Below are 16963 nucleotides of genomic sequence, written 5' to 3' on the forward strand. Positions count from 1 at the left end.
GCCGCGGTCAGGGTGGTCTTGCCGTGGTCCACGTGTCCGATCGTCCCCACGTTCACGTGGGGCTTGTTCCGCTCAAACGTTCCTTTCGCCATGTTGGTGTTCCTCCTGAAATGGATCTGCCCGGACGGCCGGGCAAGCCTTGCCAGTGTACTCGCCCCCCTGGAAAACGCCAAGAGTCCATGCTCCAAAGCGCCTGAGGGGTTCAAGGAAGGCACGGCCTGCAGATTCTGCAGGCCGTGCCGGATGGAGCTTCTGGTCGGGATTGAACCGACGACCTCTCCCTTACCAAGGGAGTGCTCTACCACTGAGCTACAGAAGCGGAGAAAAAGCGGGAAACGAGACTTGAACTCGCGACATTCAGCTTGGGAAGCTGACGCTCTACCAACTGAGCTATTCCCGCGCGCCGTGCTCGATGAAGATGTGGTGGGCAGGGGCGGATTCGAACCGCCGTACACGTACGTGAACAGATTTACAGTCTGTCGCCTTTAACCACTCGGCCACCTACCCACACGTTGATGGAGCCACCCAGGAGAATCGAACTCCCAACCTTCCGATTACAAGTCGGGTGCTCTACCAGTTGAGCTAGGGTGGCACCGTTCCCGCACGCGGGCGTTGGGTGCCCTGAGCGCGGAAGCGCCCGCGCAGGCGCGTTCACTTCCGGCTGGGAATAGTAGCACCGGCCCCCAGGGGTGTCAATCGTTCCTTAAGTCGCCTGCCGGATGCGCCATTACGCGCATTGCGCGCCTGGCCAAGGAGCGTATGCTGGCCCCGCACGGGCGCCGGCTGCGCCCCGATGGTCCTGATTTCACGTTCAGAACGAGGTTTCCCTTGGAAAGTCTACGCACGCTGTGGCCGTACCTGATGTTTCACCGGCGGCAGTATGTGATCGGCCTGCTGGCGATTGCCATCGCCAACGCCGTGAACCTGCTGCCGGCCTATTTCATCCGCTGGACGATCGACGGCCTGACCGGCCAGATCGACACGGACCCCACCACCCCCGGCCTGACCCTGGCCCGGGCCGGTCTGTACGCCGTGGGCATCGTCGTGGCGGCCCTGATCGCGGGCGGGTTCACGCTGCTGATGCGGCGCATGATCGTCGTCGCGTCCCGGCAGAGCGAGTACGAGGTGCGGCGCGACATCTTCGCCCACCTTCAGACACTCGACAAATCCTACTACGACCGCGCCCGCACCGGCGACCTGATGAACCGCTTGACCGGCGACCTGGGTGCGGTGCGCGAAATGCTGGGCTTCGGCGCGTGGCAGATCGTGAACATCGTGTCGGGCTTCGTCACAGCCTTCGCGGTGATGTTCAGCCTGTCGTGGCAGCTCACGCTGATCGTGATTGCCCTGATTCCGATCATCGTGGGCATCCTGTCGTACCTGGCGCGGCAGATCAACGTGCGCCACAAGGCCGCCCAGGAACAGAACAGCGCAATCGCGGCGATGGCCCAGGAGAACTTCAGCGGCGCGCGCGTCGTGAAGGGCTACGCCATCGAGGACCGCGAGATCGAGACGTACCGCGAGATGAACCTGGAGCTGCTGCGCCGCAACGTCGCCCTGACGAAGGTGGACGGGCCGCTGCGGTCGTTCACCACGCTGCTGATCGGCGTGGCCTTCGGGCTGATCCTGCTGGTCGGCGGCCGCCTGATCCTGTACGGCGGCGCGGGCGGCGCGTTCACGGTCGGGATGCTGGTGCAGTTCCTGATCACGGTGGGCCGCCTGACCTTCCCGATGATGATGATCGGCTGGATCACCGGCGTGACCCAGCGCGGCCTGGCGTCGTGGCTGCGGCTGCGCGAGCTGCTGGACGCCGGGGCGCAGATCCACGACACCCCCGGGCGCACCGACCCCACCATCCACACGCTGCGCGGCGAGATCGCCTTCGAGCACGTGAGCGTGCGCTACGGCGGCATGAGCGTGCTGGACGACGTGAACCTGCACATCCCGGCTGGCACCTTCGTCGGCGTGACCGGCCCGACCGGCAGCGGTAAGACCGTGCTGATGCAGCTCCTGACGCGCAGCCTGGATCCCAGCAGCGGCACCGTGCGGATCGACGGCAACGACATCCGCTACATTCCGCTCTCGCGGCTGCGCGAGCACATCAGCGTGGTGCCGCAGGAGCCGTTCCTGTTCAGCGACACCATCGCCAACAACATCGGCTTCGGGATCGAGTCGCGTGACCTGCCCATCGTGCCCACCGGCGTGAGCGTGGTGGGACTGCCGGCCACGCCGAACGTGCCGCAGCAGCCGGACCTCGCCCGCGTGCGCAACGCCGCGCGGCTGGCCGGGCTGGACGGCGACATCGAGGGCTTCCCCGACGGCTACGACACCATGCTCGGCGAGCGCGGCGTGACGCTCTCCGGCGGGCAGCGTCAGCGCACTGCAATTGCCCGCGCCATCGTGCGCGAGCCCGCCATCCTGATCCTCGACGACAGCCTGTCGGCCGTGGACACCGAGACCGAGCGCCGTATTCTGGACGGCCTGCGCGAGGTCAGCCAGGGCCGCACCGTGATCCTGATCGCGCACCGGATCAGCACCCTGCGGCACGCCGACCGCATCGTGGTGCTCGAGCACGGCCGCGTGACCGAGCAGGGCAGCCACGAGGAACTCGTTGCCCTGGGCGGCCACTACGCTGAACTCGAGCGCCTCCAGCGCCTCGCCAGCGACCTCGACGCCGACGGCGAAGCGGTCAGCGATCCCGAGCACGCGGCCGACGACCTCGAAGACCGTCTCCCCCGGGGAGCACAGGACGTGAAGGTGAAGTCATGACCCAGCCCGAAGACGCCTTCTCCAAGAGTTTCGACGCGCACCTGACGCGGCGCGTGCTGGGCTACCTGAAGCCCTACCGCGGCCTGGCGGTGCTGGGCGTGCTGCTCGCGCTGGTCACCGCGGCGCTCCAGCCGCTGCCCACGCTGCTCCAGCGCTACGCCATCGACCACGCGCTCCAGCCGTACGCGAGCAACCCCGCGCAGAACCCGGCGCCGCTGTTCCAGGTGCTGCTGATCGCGTCGCTGGGGTACATCGCCATCCAGGCAGTCGCGTTCGCGGTCACGTACTTCTCGACCCTGGCGATCGGCTACCTGGGCCAGAACGTGCTGCGCGACATCCGCGCCGACGTGTTCACGAAACTCCAGCGCCTGCAACTGAGCTTCTTCGACCAGAACCCGGTGGGCCGCCTGATCACGCGCGTGACCAGCGACGTGGACGCCATCAACCAGTTCATCACCGGCGGGCTGATCTCCCTGATCACCAGCACGTTCCTGATCATCGTGTACATGGTCGTCATGCTGACCATCGACTGGCGGCTGTCGCTGATCGCCTTCACGGTGCTGCCCATCCTGTATTTCGCCACGAACTACTTCCGGGGCAAGATGCGCCTGGCGTACCGCGACACCCGCATCCAGCAGGCCATCGTGAACACCAAGCTCAACGAGAACATCACCGGCATGCTGACCGTGCAGCTCTTCGGCCGCCAGCGCCGCAGCGCCCTGGATTTCGACGGGTCCAACCGCGCCCTGCTGACGGCCAACGAGACCAGCGTGAAGTGGTTCTCGCTGTTCATGCCGGTCGTGGCGGTCCTGGGGCAGGTGGCGGTGGCGCTGGTGCTGTACTTCGCCGCGCGGCAACTGCTGGGACCTGACGCGGTCGGCACCGGCCTCAGCGCGGCCGTGACGGTCGGGACGCTCTTCGCGTTCGTGCAGTGGACGCAACAGCTGTTCCAGCCCATCCAGGACCTCAGCGACGTGTTCAACACCCTGCAGGCCGCAATGGCCAGCAGCGAGCGCATCTTCGGCGTGCTCGACACCGAGGAGACCATCACCGACAAACCCGGCGCCCAGCGGCTGGAGCACTTCGCGGGCCGGGTGGACTTCGACGGCGTGTGGTTCGCGTACGACGGCAGCGTCACGGCGGACGTCCCGGACAGCGACGACCGCTGGATCCTGCGCGGCCTCGACCTGCACATCGCCCCCGGCGAGAGCGTGGCCCTGGTCGGCGCGACGGGCGCGGGCAAGACCAGCGTGACCGCCCTGGTCTCTCGCTTCTACGACGTGCAGCGCGGCAGCGTGAAGGTGGACGGCGTGGATGTCCGTGACCTGGCGCAGCACGACCTGCGCCGCCACGTAGGCGTGGTGTTGCAGGACGTGTTCCTGTTCGCCGGCACCATCGAGAGCAACCTGACCCTGAACAACCCCGAGATCAGCCACGAGCGCGTGGTGGAAGCCTGCAAATACGTCGGCGTTCACGACTACATCCTGTCGCTGGAGGACGGCTACCGCACGGAAGTGCGCGAGCGCGGCGCCACGCTGTCGACCGGGCAGAAGCAGCTCCTGGCCTTTGCGCGCGCGCTGATCCAGAACCCCGACATCCTGCTGGTGCTGGACGAGGCCACCGCGAACGTGGACACCGAGACCGAGATCCGTATCCAGGAAGCGCTGGAGAAGGTCATGCTGGGCCGCACCAGCGTCATCATCGCCCACCGCCTGAGCACCATTGAGCACTGCGACCGGATCGTGGTGATGCGCAAGGGCCGCATCGTCGAGCAGGGCAGCCACCGTGAACTGCTCGACAAGGGCGGCTACTACGCCCGCCTGCACCGCCTCCAGTACGCCAAGGGCGAAGCGGCGGACTGACGCGCAGATGGACATCCTGACGGGCACCGGCCTTGCTGGCCGGTGCCCGTGTCCGTCGGCTCCGGCCGAGCCCGAAGAATCCATGAAGCGGCGCCCGCCACGGTTGCGCCCCCCGGTCCCGCCTACACTCCGCGCATGACCAGCACCGACAAGGCCGCGTTCGTCAAGCCCTCGGACGCCGAACTGCGCGGGCAGCTCACGCCCATCCAGTACCAGGTGACGCAGCACGAGGGCACCGAGCGGGCCTTCACCGGCGAGTACTGGGACCACACCGGCGACGGCATCTACGTGGACGTCGTGTCCGGCGAGCCGCTGTTCTCCAGCCGGGACAAGTACGACGCCGGCTGCGGATGGCCCAGCTTCACGCGGCCCATCGAGAAGGTCGGCCTGACCGAGAACACCGACTACAAGATCGGGTACGCCCGCACCGAGGTCCGCTCGCCCGTCGCGGACTCTCACCTGGGCCACGTCTTCCCGGACGGCCCGCGTGACCAGGGCGGCCTGCGCTACTGCATCAACTCCGCGGCGCTGCGCTTCGTCCCGGCAGACCGCCTGGAGGCCGAGGGCTACGGCGAGTACGCGGCCCAGTTCCGCTGAGCGGGGCTGACGTCAGGTCCGCTCAGCGGGGATGACGGGGAGGGGTGCCGGACAGGCGCTCCTCCCCGTCATCGTGTGGAATGTTCCAGAGGGTGGACGGCTCTCCAGGCTGTGCGGGCTGCCGTGCGGCTTCCTGTTATTTCTGCGTGCCGAAATCCTGCACCCAGTACGTGCCGTACTTGCCGCTGCTGGCGGGCGTGTACCCCACACCGATCTCGCGCAGGTCCGGCGCCATCATGTCCGCGCAGTGGCCCTCGCTGTCCAGCCACGCCTGCACGACCTCCTCGGGCGTGACCTGACCGGCGGCAATGTTCTCGGCCACCACGGACCACGTGTAGCCGGAAGCGGTGACGCGCTGGTCGAAGGTGCGGCCGTCCTGGCTGGTGTGGCTGAAGTAGTTGTTCACGGCCATGTCGTTCGCGTGCGCCTGCGCGGAGAGTTCCAGTTCTGCGTTGTACGTCAGCGGTGTGGTGGCGGCGTAGGGCGTGGTGCCGCAGGTGCGGGCCTGGGCGCGCGCGGCGTTCGTCAGGTCGAAGACCCGCTGCGCGAAGGCGGTCGACGGCGTGCCCGCCGTGACGTGCCCGGCGCTGAGGCCCGGGACGGCCGGCGTGGAACTGCACGCACTCAGGAGCAGCAGGAACAGGGCAGAGAGGGAGCGTCGCATCCTGACCGTATTCGACCCTGCGGAGCAGGACACGCGCCGTACGGTAGTGCACGCCGCGCCGCCCGGTCGGGGGCGGGGGGGCTGGGGTACGCCCGGACGCTGAAGTTCAGCGGGTGGCGTTCACGTCCCGCGGCACGAACACGATGGCGTTCGGCACGGCGCGGCTCCACACGGTGTTCAGGTACCCGCCCAGACCGCCGTAGCCGCCGGTCAGGTACGCGGTGGCGCTGCTGCCACTGTCCAGGCGCATGGCGACCTGCACGCCGGCTCCCGCCAGGGCCGTGGCGAAGGCCTCCGGGCTGCCGTACTCCAGAAACGCGATCACCGGCTGGCCGCCCATCATGCCGATCCCGACCTGACGGGTGGGCCGCCAGATACTGGCCGCCGTGTTGAAGCCCTCGCGGGCCGGGTCAAGCACCACCCGGCCGCCCGACACGAGCAGCGGTCCGGCGCCCAGCGCGTCCACGACCGTGGTCCACGGCGCGTCACTGGCCTGCCAGTTCAGCGTGACGGTCAGTGGGTCGTCGGCCGCGTGTGGGAGCTGCGGGAAGTGCTGTGGATCGAAGGTGAAGGCCAGCGTGCCCGCGGGCGGCACCACCGCGCCCACGCCGGCCCGCGTGACCGTGGTGGCGCCTGGCGCGAGCTGCAGGGTCACGAAGGTCGGGCCGCCGACGCTGGTGCGGCCGTCGCCCACGAAGGCGGTGAGCAGGCTGGCGTCGGGCCGGGCGCGCACGGCGTTCACGGTGATCGTCCCGAACACGCCGCCCAGCACGTAGCGCGGGCGGGGGTAGCCGAACACCGCCTGGCCCTGGGCGGTAAAGCCCACCGCGCCGCGTTTTTCCAGGCTGCCGGAGGTCATCACGCCGCCCAGCGCGACCAGATCCACCGGCAGGTTGCTGGCCGGGTCGAAGTACCCGCCGTTCACGCCCGCCACGCCGCCCACCGCGCGCACGAGGTCCGCCACGCCCGACGCGCGGCCTTGTGGAGCGCTCACCACGCGCGGCTGGAAGCGGGCGGGATCGAAGCCCAGCAGGTGCAGGGCGCCGCGCCGGGTGTAGGTCACGCCGTCCGGCAGCGCCGCCGGGTTCACGGGCGGCGGCACGCTGCTGTCGGTGTACGTCACGGTGTCCACCACGATGCGGTACGGGTCATCCAGCGTGAAGATGGTGCTGCGCCCGCCAGCCGTGTCCAGCCGCACCGCGCTGCCGCCCGGAGTGGTCTGGACGGCCAGGGTGTCTCCGGACGGCAGGGCCTGCGTCTGCGCCTGCGCGGTGACGCCCGGCAGTTGCAGGCTCACGCCCACCGCGCCGCGGTCCACGCTGTAGGGGGCCACGTCGCTGAACTCCAGCACCACGCGCTGCACCTCCACGGTGCGGTACATGGAGCGGCTGACCCGCACGGTGTCCAGGTTCGCCAGCGCCCGCGTCGAGAGGGGTGGCGGCGTGATCGGCACGCCCGGCACCAGGGGCGGCGCCGGCACGCCCGGTGTGGTCACGGGCGGAATCTCGGCCGTGACCGGCGCGGTCGGAGCCGGGGCCGGCGTCACGGGCGCCGGGGTCGCGGGGCTGGGCGACGGCGCGGGGCCTGGCACGATGGTCGTGGTGGCCGGGGGCGTGGTGCTGGGCGGTGTGGTGCTGGCGGGGGGCGGGCTGGCGGGCGCGGCCGGCGTGGTCGGCACCGCCGGCTTCACGGGCGAGGGCGTGGCCGGGGCGGGAGTTGCCGTCACCGTCCCGGAGGGCGGCAGCGTCGCGGCTGGCACGCTGGCCGGCGCGGCGAAGTCCAGCAGGGTGGGTGTGTCGGCCAGCACGCCCACGCCCAGCTGCGTCACGGCGGCCAGCGGCACCAGCAGGCTGCCCTCCAGCACCTGCGGCAGCGGCAGCGGCGCGGCCAGCGTGAAGCCCAGCGCCTTCCAGCCGCTCACCGGCGAGAAGCGCAGTTCCCGCGCGCCCAGCACCAGGCGCAGGTCTGCCGGATCGTTGCGGACCGCCACACCCACGCGTGGCAGCGCCCACACCGGCAGCAGCTCCACGCCGCCGATCATGCGGGAATCGATACTGGACGGCTGCATGAAGCCGCCGATCGCCACCGGCCGGGCCAGCGCGCTGCCCATCAGCGCCAGTCCGGCCGTCACTGCCCACCCCGCCACTCTGCGCCTGAAGGTCACGCGGGCGAGTGTACAGGCCGTCCCTGACGCGATCATGAACGCCTGACCCGCGGCCAGCGCGCGCCTGGCGCGATCACGAAGGATTTCACGCGGCGGGGCCGTTCCGTCAGGCTTGTGTGCGAGTCCGTACCCTATCCTGGCGGGCGTATGATCGAACCCTCACTTGAGCTGTACGGCGACGCCTACGAGCGCGTGGATCAGCAGCTTCAGGATCTCCTGGACACCACGGGGGTGCGCTACGGTCTGCTGGTCGACCGCAACGGCTTCGTGCTCTCGCACAAGGAGGCGCTGTGGGCGCCGCGCCCGCCGGCGCTGGACTCGGTGGCGACGCTGGTCGCCAGCAACGCCGCCGCCACCGCCGCCCTGGCGAACTTGCTGGGCGAGCGCACCTTCAGCGAACAGATCCACCAGGGCGAGAACGGCACGCTGTACGTGGAATCCGTCGGTGACCAGACGCTGCTGACCCTGATCTTCGACGCGAGCGTGCCGCTGGGCAAGGTGAAGGTGTACGCGAAGAAGACCGTGACGCAGATCGCCGCGATCCTCGACGAACTCAAGGACGCGCCCACCCCGCAGCTCGGCGAGGATTTCAACAAGGGCGTGAACGCGCTGCTCGACGACCTGCTCGGCTGATGTTCCCCCCGCGCTCCCTCACGACCCCCGGCCCGACACAGGAGACAGCGTCATGAGCACCATCAACTTCGCGGCCCGCGAAATCAACTGCAAGATCGTCTACTACGGCCCGGGCATGAGCGGCAAGACCACCAACCTCAAGCACGTCTTCTCGCGCGTGCCCGGCCACCTGCGCGGCGACATGGTGTCCCTGGCGACCGAGGACGAGCGCACCCTGTTCTTCGACTTCCTGCCGCTGGACCTCGGCACCGTGCAGGGCTTCAAGACCCGCTTCCACCTGTACACCGTGCCGGGCCAGGTGTTCTACAACGCCAGCCGCAAGCTGATCCTGCGCGGCGTGGACGGCATCGTGTTCGTCGCGGACTCCGCCCCGGATCGCCTGCGCGCCAACGCCGAGAGCATGCGCAACCTGCGCGAGAACCTCGCCGAACACGGCATCGACGTGCGCGAGGTGCCGATCGTGCTGCAGATCAACAAGCGCGACCTGCCCAACGCGCTGCCAGCCGACATGATCCGCGCCGTGATCGACCCCGGCAAGGAACTCACGATGTTCGAGGCGATGTCCGACAAGGGCGTGGGCGTGTTCGAGACCCTCAAGACCGTGAGCCGCCTGGTGCTGGAACGGCTGTCGAAGACCAGATAACTGCGGGCGCTGGACGGTGGGCTATGAGGGCACGATGTTCTTCATAGCCCACTGCTCATGGCGCACAGCCCGTCATTTGCCCACGCAGAAGTTCATGAATACGGCGTCCACCACGTCCTCCTGCACGTCCCGGCCGGTGAGTTCCGACAGGCAGCGCAGCGCCTCTTCCAGTTCGTAGCTCGCCAGGTCGTCGGGGAGGGTCGCGGCGGCCTCCACGTGGTCCAGGGCGCGCCGGGCGGCGTCGGCCTGCCGCTCGGTGGTCAGCCACGCCTCGCTGCGGGAGGTGTCGCCCAGCAGCGCCGTATTCACGGCGTCCCGCAGGGCGCTCAGGCCCTCGCCGGTCACGGCGCTCACGGCCAGGGCGCTGTCGTCCGTCCACGCGGGCGGCAGGTCGGCCTTCGTCCGCACGCGGATCACCCGCGCGTCCGGCGGGAGGGTCACCGGCAGGGTCTCGCGGGGAGCGGAGCCGTCCTCCAGCGCGATCACGAGGTCTGCGCCGCCCGCCAGGGTCAGGGCCTGCCGCACGCCCGCCGCCTCCACCTCATCTGCGGTGTCGCGGATACCGGCGGTGTCCACCAGCGTGACCGGCACACCTGCAAGTTCCAGACCCGCTTCCAGGTAGTCGCGCGTGGTGCCGGGAATGGGCGTCACGATGGAGCGCTCGTAGCCGACCAGCGCGTTCAGCAGGCTGCTCTTGCCGGCATTCGGGCGGCCGATCAGGGCCAGCCGCGCGCCGCGCGTGGCGACCTGCCCGGCCCGCGCGGTGCCCACCAGGGCGCGCAGTTCGTCGCGCGCGGCCGCCAGGGGCTGTTCGCGGTCCTCCTCCGGCACGCCTTCCTCCGGGTAGTCGAGCATCGCCTGGAGCGCCGCGAGGGTGCGTGTGAGGTGTGCGCCGATCCGCGCCACCCGTGTGCCGAGGGCGCCCGACAGCCCCAGCGCCGCCTGCCGCCGCGCGGCGTCCGTGTGCGCCTCGACCAGACCGAGCACGGCCTCGGCCTGCGCGAGGTCGAGACGCCCGGCGAGGTACGCGCGCAATGTGAACTCGCCGGGCCGAGCCAGCCGCGCGCCGAGTTCCAGCGCCCGCGCCAGCACGCGCGCCAGCACCGCCGGACTGCCGTGCGTCTGTACCTCGGCCACGTCCTCGCCGGTGTAGCTGCGGCCCTCCCGGAAGATCAGGCACAGGCCCTCGTCGAGCACCTCGCCGTCTCCGGCGACCAGCGTGCCGAACAGAAACCGGCCGCCCGGCGTGCGCGACGGCCGCCGCCGCCCGCGGAACACGCCGTCCGCGACATCCAGCGCCCGCGGGCCGCTCACGCGCACGATGCCCACCCCGGCGCTTCCCGGCGCGGTGGCGATGGCGGCGATGGTGTCCGAGAGGCCGGTGCGCGTCACGCGGGGCAGGCTAGCAGGCGCGGCGGGCGGGCGACCGTGCTGTGGTGTGCCGGTGCTCCTCCCGCCTGCCGCGTCACTTTTTCCAGCGGCCCCGCCCGCGGTGCCCGGCGCGCGGCGCGGGCGCGCTGGTGTGCGTGCGGATCTGGCCCTCGTCGTAGCGCAGCATGACGGCCAGCCGGGCGCGGCTGATGACATGGTGCGGCTGCTTGGGCACGAAGGCCGTCACGATGTCGATGTGACCGTCCCGGTAGTGCTGCACGACCACGTGCAGGGGCAGCGCCACGCCGCAGGCCTCGAAGCGCCCGCACACCAGCCAGCGGTGATCGTCGGGGTACACCGCCCGCACCCGCCCGGACAGCAGCACGTTCATGATGTCGTGCTCTAAGAAGCCCTCGGCGCGGGCGTGGCCGACGGCATGCGGGCACAGGGTGTAGCGGCCGTCGTACACGGCGTCGCGGAGTTTGGCATGGGCGCGGTGCAGCGAGAAGTCGTCGGTCAGTACGCCCGCGAGTTCCGCCTCGCGCTGCGGGGGCACCGGCGTAGGGCGCGAGACGCGGGCCGGCGGCGGCGTGGGCGCGCGGCGGGCCGCCTTCTCCGCGCGGGCCAGCTGGGCGCGCAGGGCGAGCAGGTCAGTGCCGGTCTGCACGGCGTCCCCGATACCAGATGGGGGACCATTCCGGTGTGGACGGGTGGACGGGGCGGCTTTCCCCGGCTTGCTGGACTGTTTCGTCACGGCGGCACCTCCGGTCACGGCACCCCTGCTCCTTGCTCCTGGGCGCACGGTCGCCCAAAACGGAAAACTCCCCTCAAACACGGCTTCGTGTTCGGTGGGAGGCAGGCGGCGTACCCTGTTCAGGGCATACATGCAGGATAGCACGCCGCGGCCCGCGCGGGGCGTGAAGCGGGCGGCAGACAGCGCTGCCCGGCCCGCCTACCCTGGGGAACGAAGCTCCGTCCGCGCCCCGTCCGCACCTGGAGGTTGCCCGCCATGATCCGCCCCATGCAGTCCACCGACGCCGCCGACCTGCTGGCCCTGCTGCACTGGATGGACGATGCCCCGGAACGCGAGGTGTTCGCCCCGGACGCCCGCGATCCGGCCGAACTGCTGCTTGAATGCGAGGACAGCCGCTGCCTGGTCATGGAGGACGACGCCGGCGAGGGGGTACGCGCGTACTGCGCCCTGTCGCCGTTCCGGGACGGCCTGGTGCTCGAAGGGCCGATCGGGGACGGCGGCCATCTGCGCGCCCTGGTGGGCCGGGCGGTGGACGGTGCCCAGGGACTGCCGGTGTACGCGTTCTGTGCCCGCGACAACCAGGACGTGCGCGACGCGCTGGAAGCGGCAGGGTTCGCGCCCATGCACACCACGGACTTCTACAGCGCGCCGCTGCCGGACCTGTCCCGCCGGGCCGCGCTGCCGGACGGGCACACGCTGCGCCGCACGCTGCCCATCGCGGAGTACCGCGCGCTGTACCGCGCCTCGGAGGACACCTGGGCCAACCGTCTGGACTGGACGCCCGAAGAGTACGACGCTCACTTCGGCCGGGACGACGTGCGCCTGCTGGCCCTGATGCGCGGCTCGCACGCGGTCGGCTTCGCGGAACTGGAGTTCAACCCGGACGCCGCCCGCGCCGACGTGACGTACCTCGCCGTGCACCCCGCCGAGCGCGGCCAGCGCTACGGGCAGCACCTGCTGGCCCTGGCGGCGGCCGAGGCACAGACGCACCCGGAACTGCGGACGCTGCGGGTGCGCGCCCACGACCACATGCGGCCCGCCCGTGCCCTGTACACCCACGCGGGCCTCACCCACTGCCGCGCGGTGGTCACGTACCTGCGCGACGGTGACGAGGACGTCTGAACGCAGGCCCCACTGAAGTCCGTCGTGGCCCTCGACCCGCAGGAGGGGAGTCCGGATGGGGTTCGTCCATCGCCTCCCGCTCATCTCGGCGTCAGACCTTCTCCGGTCTGGAGCCATCCGACTGCTCCAGATGATCCGCGGGCTGGTGGCAAAAACACCTCTGGCCCGGTCGGACGTGGCGTCACCGTGGGCGGACGCTCCTCGACACGACCGCCCCGCACACAAACGCGCGCCGCAGGGCGCAGTAGCCTCGGCGTCTATGGGCAAGAAAGACCGGAATGCGCCGCGCACCGCGTATGTCACCCTGCGCGACATGCCCGGCACCCGCGTGATGTTCTGGGTGGTGGACGAGTGCCCGTACTGCGGCGAGCGCCACCTCCACCTCGCCGGCAATCTGCGTGACGCCGACCCGGCCGACACGCTGGTCGAGGTTGCAGCCCCCTGCGCGCCTGAACGCCGCTACGAGCTGACCCTGCCGCCCCGCCCGAAACGCAAGGTTGCCAAGGACGAGCGCCGCAAGGCCCGCCGCGCTGCCCGCGCCGATACCCTCACCGACGACTGGGACGACGAGCCGTAGAAGCGGGCCGCCGTCAGTGCATCGGCATGTCGTGCGAGTCGCTGCCCATGTCCATGCCGGGCATCTGATCCGCACCGCCCGGCGTGGGCAGGGGAGACGCCCCACGCTGCTTCAGCAGGCTGTCCATCACGCGGATCTCGGCGGACTGCGTGGCATTGATCTGCCGGGCCAGCGCCTGCACCTCCGGCCGGGCCGGCTGGTCGAGCACCGGCCGCACCATCGCCAGCGCGCCCTGGTGGTGGCGGCGCATCAGCTGTAGGAACGTCACCTCGGCCCTCGCCTCCGGCAGGGTGTCCAGGGACGCCACCTCGGTCGGGGTGGCCATGCCCATCATGCGGGCGTGCTCGGCGTCCATGCCCGCCCCCGCCCACGGACGGTTCCACAGCGTCAACCACCCGCGCATCTGCCCGATCTGCTCCTGCTGCGACAGGATGATGTCCAGTGCCAGAGAGCGCAGCGTGCGGTCACGGCTGCGGTCGCGGATGCGGGTCGCCATGTCCACCGCCTGCGCGTGGTGCTGGATCATGCCGCGCACGAACGTCACCTCGCGGCTGGTCTCAGCGGGCGCCGAACGGCCGGGCGCGAACAGCGCGAAGGCGGCCAGGCCCGCTAGGAGCAGCAGGAGCAGCAGCGCGGGCCAGCGGGGACGGGGCGTCACGCGCCGGAGTATAGGGGGCGCTGTGGCCCGTACACTGGGCGCGGCATGAGGACATTCCAGGTCTCCCGTCTCTCCGGACTGCTGGAGGGCGCCGCCATCGGCGCAGCTCTGGGCGTCCTCGCCGCGTTCCTGGGCGAAGTGCGGGCCAGCGTGCCGGTGCTCCTGCTCCTGCTCGTCGTGTGTACGGTCGCTGGCGCATTTGGGTGGCCGCGCCGGGTGCTGCGCTGGGGCGCGGGCGCGGTGGCCGCGCTTCTCGCGGTGTGTGTGCTGACTCCGGTGCTGCGCGCGCCGCTGGCTGCCCTCACTCTGGCTCAGCCGCCCGGAAAAGCCGACCTGATCGTGGTGCTGGGCGGCGGCGTACAGTGCGTCTCGGGTGTGCTGGAGGCGTCCAGCGCCACGCGGCTGCTCCGGGGGCTGGAACTGTGGCGGGCCGGCTACGCGCCGGTCGTGACCGTCTCGGAACAGTCCGGCATCATCGGCCCGGCCGACTGCCCCAAGATGAGCACCCTGGAACGCGCGCAGATCGCGGCCCTGTACCCGCAGGGCGGCCCCGACGTCCTCACGCTGGCGCACGTCACCACCACCAAGGACGAAGCGGCGCGCGTCCGCGCTTACGCCCAGCAGCGCGGCTGGACGCGCATCCTGCTCGTCACCACGCCCAGCCACTCGCGCCGCGCCGCCGCGCTGTTCCGCGCGAACGGCCTGAACGTCGTGTCGGTGCCGGCGCGCGAAATCCGGTTCGACGACACGCTTCCCACGCCGCTGGACCGGCTGTGGGCGGTGCGGGTTCTGGCGTATGAGGGGACGTCGCGCGTCAAGAACTGGCTTGGCGGCACGCCGGAACGCTGAGGTTGGTAGTTCAGGTGCTGGCAGGGGTGGCGGCGCGGGGAAGATGGACTGGTTGTGAGGGTGGACGCCTGCGGCGGGCTTCCCCACCCCCCGGCCCCCTCCCCCGGAGGGGCAGGGGGAGAGCGCTGCGCTGGGCAGGTGGTCGCCACGTCGTTCAAGCTGGCCTGACACGGGGTCTCGTTAGCGAGGGGCCGCGTTCCTGCCTCATGCGTTGTCGCCGTCACCGCCCGCGCGCTTCGCGCACGACGGCTTTCAGTCAGTTGCAGGGTGGGAGCTTCGGTTTTAGCTGCTCCCCTTGTGGGGGACTCGCAGAGGCTGGTAGGCGGTTGCAAGCCATGCTCGCCTGTTCACCGTGCACAACCAAGCGGCGAGCTGAGATGGACGAGGAATGATCGATCTCACCCTCCCAGTCAGCGACTCCGTTCTCATGCCGGTTCCGCCCTCTGGAAGATCCTGCGGCTTTGTCGCCCCTCCCCGCACGTCCGCACACTTTCATTCACTTCCGTCACCTACACTGGCGGATTGATGAGCGCCGCCGAGTCCACCTCCACTCCCACCATTTCTGTCGTCGGGGCCGGTCTGGCCGGTTCCGAGGCTGCGCTGGCCGCTGCCCGGCTGGGCGTGCGCGTCCGGCTGCACGAGATGCGCCCCGTGAAGATGACGCCCGCGCACCGCAGCGGGAACTTTGCGGAACTGGTGTGCAGCAACTCCCTGGGCGGCGAGGGCGAGCAGCAGAGCAAGGGGCTCCTGCAGGCGGAACTGCGCGCGGTGGGCGGGCTGATCGTCGGGGCCGCGGACGCCTCGAAGCTGCCGGCGGGGAACGCCCTGGCGGTCGAGCGCGACGAGTTCAGCGGGCGCGTGACGCGGGCCGTGCGTGAGCATCCCCTGATCGAGGTGGTGGAGGGCGAGGTCACGGCCGTACCGGACGGCATCGCCGTGATCGCCTCGGGGCCGCTCACGTCCGACGCGCTGGCCGCGGATCTCGCCCGCGTCACCGGCAGCGAGCGCCTCAGCTTCTACGACGCCGCGGCGCCCGTGATCGCCGCCGATTCCATCGACTTCACGGTGGCGTGGCGGGCCGGGCGCTACGAGCAGAGCGCCGACTACGTCAACTGCCCCTTCACCAAGGACGAGTACCTCGCGTTCTTCGCTGCGCTGGAGCAGGCGCGCGCGCACACGCCGCACGACTGGGAGAAGCTGGAGTTCTTCGAGGGCTGCATGCCCATCGAGGAGATCGCCCGGCGCGGCGTGGACACCCCCCGCTTCGGGCCGATGTCGCCCAAGGGCCTGGACGATCCCCGCACCGGTCGCTGGCCGTACGCGGTCGCGCAGCTGCGCCAGGAAGACCGAGAGGGCCGCCTGTGGTCGCTGGTGGGCTTCCAGACCGGCCTGAAGTGGGGTGACCAGAAGGCGGTCGTGCAGCTCATCCCAGGCCTTCAGAACGCCGAGATCGTCCGTTACGGGGTGATGCACCGCAACACCTACCTGAACGCGCCGCAGGTGCTCGACGCGACGCTGGGCCTGCGCGCCGACCCGCAGACGCTTGTGGCAGGTGTGCTGGCCGGCACCGAGGGCTACCTGGAGTCCGCCGCGACCGGGTGGCTGGCCGGCACGAACGCCGCGCGGCTCGCGCTGGGCCGCGCTCCGCTGGTGCCGCCGGCCGAGAGCATGCTGGGCGGCCTGGTGCGCTACCTCGCCACCGCGAATCCGCAGGGCTTCCAGCCCATGAACGTGAACTGGGCGCTGGTGCCGGAGCTGCCGGCCACGGTGAATCCCACGACCGGCAAGGTGCGCAAGCTGGGCAAGCGCGAGAAGCGCCCCCTGCTGTACCGCCGCGCGCTGGAGGCCTTCGCCGCGTGGGCACGGGACGAGGCCGGGCTGGACGTGACTCCGCCCACGTGGCCCGCCGTGACGCAGGACGAGCCCGCCGTTCTCGCCACCTGAGACGCAACTTCTCCCGCGCCCATCCCGTACCGCTGGCATGACCGCCCTGCTGATCGTCGGGATCGTCGTGCTGGGGACTGTGTTTGTCGTCCGGTGGGTTGCCACGGCGGCGCGTCGCGGCGGCTGGTCGGCGGGGAACAGTCCGGAGACGTGGACGGCTGGCAGCGGTCTGGACGTCTGGACCAGCGCTGACGATGAAGACCGCTCCCACACTCACTCCACGGGTGGACATGACTCCGGTGGGGACGGCGGCGGTGATTCGGGCGGCGGGGATTCCGGCGGATCGTCCGGCGACAGCTGACGCCGGCCGGGAACGGCGTTCCCGACGCTGCCGCGACCGTGCCGCGCTCACCATC

At 70.5% G+C, this 16963-nt stretch carries 16 protein-coding genes and 4 tRNA genes; 10 read left to right on the forward strand and 10 right to left on the reverse strand.

The window, feature by feature from the left end; genetic code table 11:
• The 5 genes from HNQ07_RS24525 to HNQ07_RS17910 all read right to left on the reverse strand — a co-directional run.
• Nucleotides 1–92 (reverse strand): GTP-binding protein (locus tag HNQ07_RS24525; protein ID WP_221275291.1); only part of this gene is annotated, 92 nt, incomplete at its 3' end.
• Between the two features lie 152 nt (nucleotides 93–244).
• A tRNA-Thr gene (locus HNQ07_RS17895) sits at nucleotides 245–319 on the reverse strand.
• Between the two features lie 8 nt (nucleotides 320–327).
• Nucleotides 328–400 (reverse strand) — tRNA-Gly (locus HNQ07_RS17900).
• 21 nt (nucleotides 401–421) lie between these two features.
• Nucleotides 422–507, reverse strand: a tRNA-Tyr gene (locus HNQ07_RS17905).
• 9 nt (nucleotides 508–516) lie between these two features.
• Nucleotides 517–592 (reverse strand) — tRNA-Thr (locus tag HNQ07_RS17910).
• Between the two features lie 236 nt (nucleotides 593–828).
• Between HNQ07_RS17910 and HNQ07_RS17915 the strand changes: the two genes are divergently transcribed.
• The 3 genes from HNQ07_RS17915 to msrB all read left to right on the forward strand — a co-directional run bounded on the left by HNQ07_RS17915 (nucleotide 829) and on the right by msrB (nucleotide 5228).
• Nucleotides 829–2769: an ABC transporter ATP-binding protein gene (locus tag HNQ07_RS17915; protein ID WP_229832157.1), complete on the forward strand. Its 1941-nt coding sequence runs from the start codon at nucleotides 829–831 to the stop codon at nucleotides 2767–2769.
• Complete coding sequence (locus HNQ07_RS17920) at nucleotides 2766–4631, forward strand: ABC transporter ATP-binding protein (protein ID WP_184114308.1); 1866 nt, start codon at nucleotides 2766–2768, stop codon at nucleotides 4629–4631. The genes HNQ07_RS17915 and HNQ07_RS17920 overlap by 4 nt, the downstream gene beginning before the upstream one ends.
• Nucleotides 4632–4766: 135 nt before the next feature.
• The gene (gene msrB / locus HNQ07_RS17925; RefSeq protein ID WP_184114316.1) at nucleotides 4767–5228 is read left to right on the forward strand and encodes a peptide-methionine (R)-S-oxide reductase MsrB; all 462 of its coding nucleotides are present in this window, start codon (nucleotides 4767–4769) and stop codon (nucleotides 5226–5228) included.
• A gap of 136 nt (nucleotides 5229–5364) precedes the next feature.
• On the opposite strand, the gene HNQ07_RS17930 is transcribed toward msrB, so the two are convergent.
• A complete protein-coding gene (locus tag HNQ07_RS17930) occupies nucleotides 5365–5892 on the reverse strand; it encodes a CAP domain-containing protein (protein ID WP_184114318.1) in 528 nt (175 codons plus the stop codon).
• Between the two features lie 106 nt (nucleotides 5893–5998).
• On the reverse strand, nucleotides 5999–8056 hold the full coding sequence (locus HNQ07_RS17935) for a phosphodiester glycosidase family protein (RefSeq protein WP_373298101.1): 2058 nt from the start codon (nucleotides 8054–8056) through the stop codon (nucleotides 5999–6001).
• Between the two features lie 147 nt (nucleotides 8057–8203).
• Between HNQ07_RS17935 and mglB the strand changes: the two genes are divergently transcribed.
• Nucleotides 8204–8689 (forward strand): GTPase-activating protein MglB, encoded by a 486-nt coding sequence (gene mglB, locus HNQ07_RS17940; protein WP_184114320.1) that lies wholly within the window; start codon nucleotides 8204–8206, stop codon nucleotides 8687–8689.
• A 52-nt stretch (nucleotides 8690–8741) separates the two neighbouring features.
• A complete protein-coding gene (mglA, locus tag HNQ07_RS17945; protein ID WP_184114322.1) occupies nucleotides 8742–9332 on the forward strand; it encodes a GTPase MglA in 591 nt (196 codons plus the stop codon).
• A gap of 72 nt (nucleotides 9333–9404) precedes the next feature.
• On the opposite strand, the gene mnmE is transcribed toward mglA, so the two are convergent.
• Both mnmE and HNQ07_RS17955 read right to left on the reverse strand, forming a co-directional pair.
• Nucleotides 9405–10724, reverse strand: a complete 1320-nt coding sequence (mnmE, locus tag HNQ07_RS17950) for a tRNA uridine-5-carboxymethylaminomethyl(34) synthesis GTPase MnmE (RefSeq protein ID WP_184114324.1) — start codon at nucleotides 10722–10724, stop codon at nucleotides 9405–9407.
• Between the two features lie 73 nt (nucleotides 10725–10797).
• Nucleotides 10798–11370: a DUF4258 domain-containing protein gene (locus HNQ07_RS17955; protein WP_229832159.1), complete on the reverse strand. Its 573-nt coding sequence runs from the start codon at nucleotides 11368–11370 to the stop codon at nucleotides 10798–10800.
• Nucleotides 11371–11712: 342 nt separating this feature from the next.
• Between HNQ07_RS17955 and HNQ07_RS17960 the strand changes: the two genes are divergently transcribed.
• Together HNQ07_RS17960 and HNQ07_RS17965 are read left to right on the forward strand one after the other, a co-directional pair.
• Nucleotides 11713–12579 carry a GNAT family N-acetyltransferase gene (locus HNQ07_RS17960; protein WP_184114328.1) on the forward strand — a complete coding sequence of 289 codons (867 nt, stop codon included), beginning with the start codon at nucleotides 11713–11715 and terminating at the stop codon, nucleotides 12577–12579.
• A 259-nt stretch (nucleotides 12580–12838) separates the two neighbouring features.
• Nucleotides 12839–13156 (forward strand): hypothetical protein, encoded by a 318-nt coding sequence (locus HNQ07_RS17965; RefSeq protein WP_184114330.1) that lies wholly within the window; start codon nucleotides 12839–12841, stop codon nucleotides 13154–13156.
• Nucleotides 13157–13169: 13 nt separating this feature from the next.
• On the opposite strand, the gene HNQ07_RS17970 is transcribed toward HNQ07_RS17965, so the two are convergent.
• A complete protein-coding gene (locus tag HNQ07_RS17970; protein WP_184114332.1) occupies nucleotides 13170–13814 on the reverse strand; it encodes a DUF305 domain-containing protein in 645 nt (214 codons plus the stop codon).
• A gap of 45 nt (nucleotides 13815–13859) precedes the next feature.
• Here HNQ07_RS17970 and HNQ07_RS17975 point away from each other — a divergent pair, with 45 nt between their 5' ends.
• The 3 genes from HNQ07_RS17975 (at nucleotide 13860) to HNQ07_RS17985 (ending at nucleotide 16908) form a co-directional block, all read left to right on the forward strand.
• Complete coding sequence (locus tag HNQ07_RS17975) at nucleotides 13860–14663, forward strand: YdcF family protein (RefSeq protein WP_184114334.1); 804 nt, start codon at nucleotides 13860–13862, stop codon at nucleotides 14661–14663.
• A gap of 525 nt (nucleotides 14664–15188) precedes the next feature.
• A complete protein-coding gene (gene trmFO / locus HNQ07_RS17980) occupies nucleotides 15189–16607 on the forward strand; it encodes a methylenetetrahydrofolate--tRNA-(uracil(54)-C(5))-methyltransferase (FADH(2)-oxidizing) TrmFO (RefSeq protein WP_184114336.1) in 1419 nt (472 codons plus the stop codon).
• Between the two features lie 37 nt (nucleotides 16608–16644).
• Nucleotides 16645–16908 carry a hypothetical protein gene (locus HNQ07_RS17985; RefSeq protein WP_184114338.1) on the forward strand — a complete coding sequence of 88 codons (264 nt, stop codon included), beginning with the start codon at nucleotides 16645–16647 and terminating at the stop codon, nucleotides 16906–16908.
• Nucleotides 16909–16963 lie beyond the last annotated feature (55 nt).

It is taken from the genome of Deinococcus metalli (assembly GCF_014201805.1).
GTDB lineage: Bacteria > Deinococcota > Deinococci > Deinococcales > Deinococcaceae > Deinococcus > Deinococcus metalli.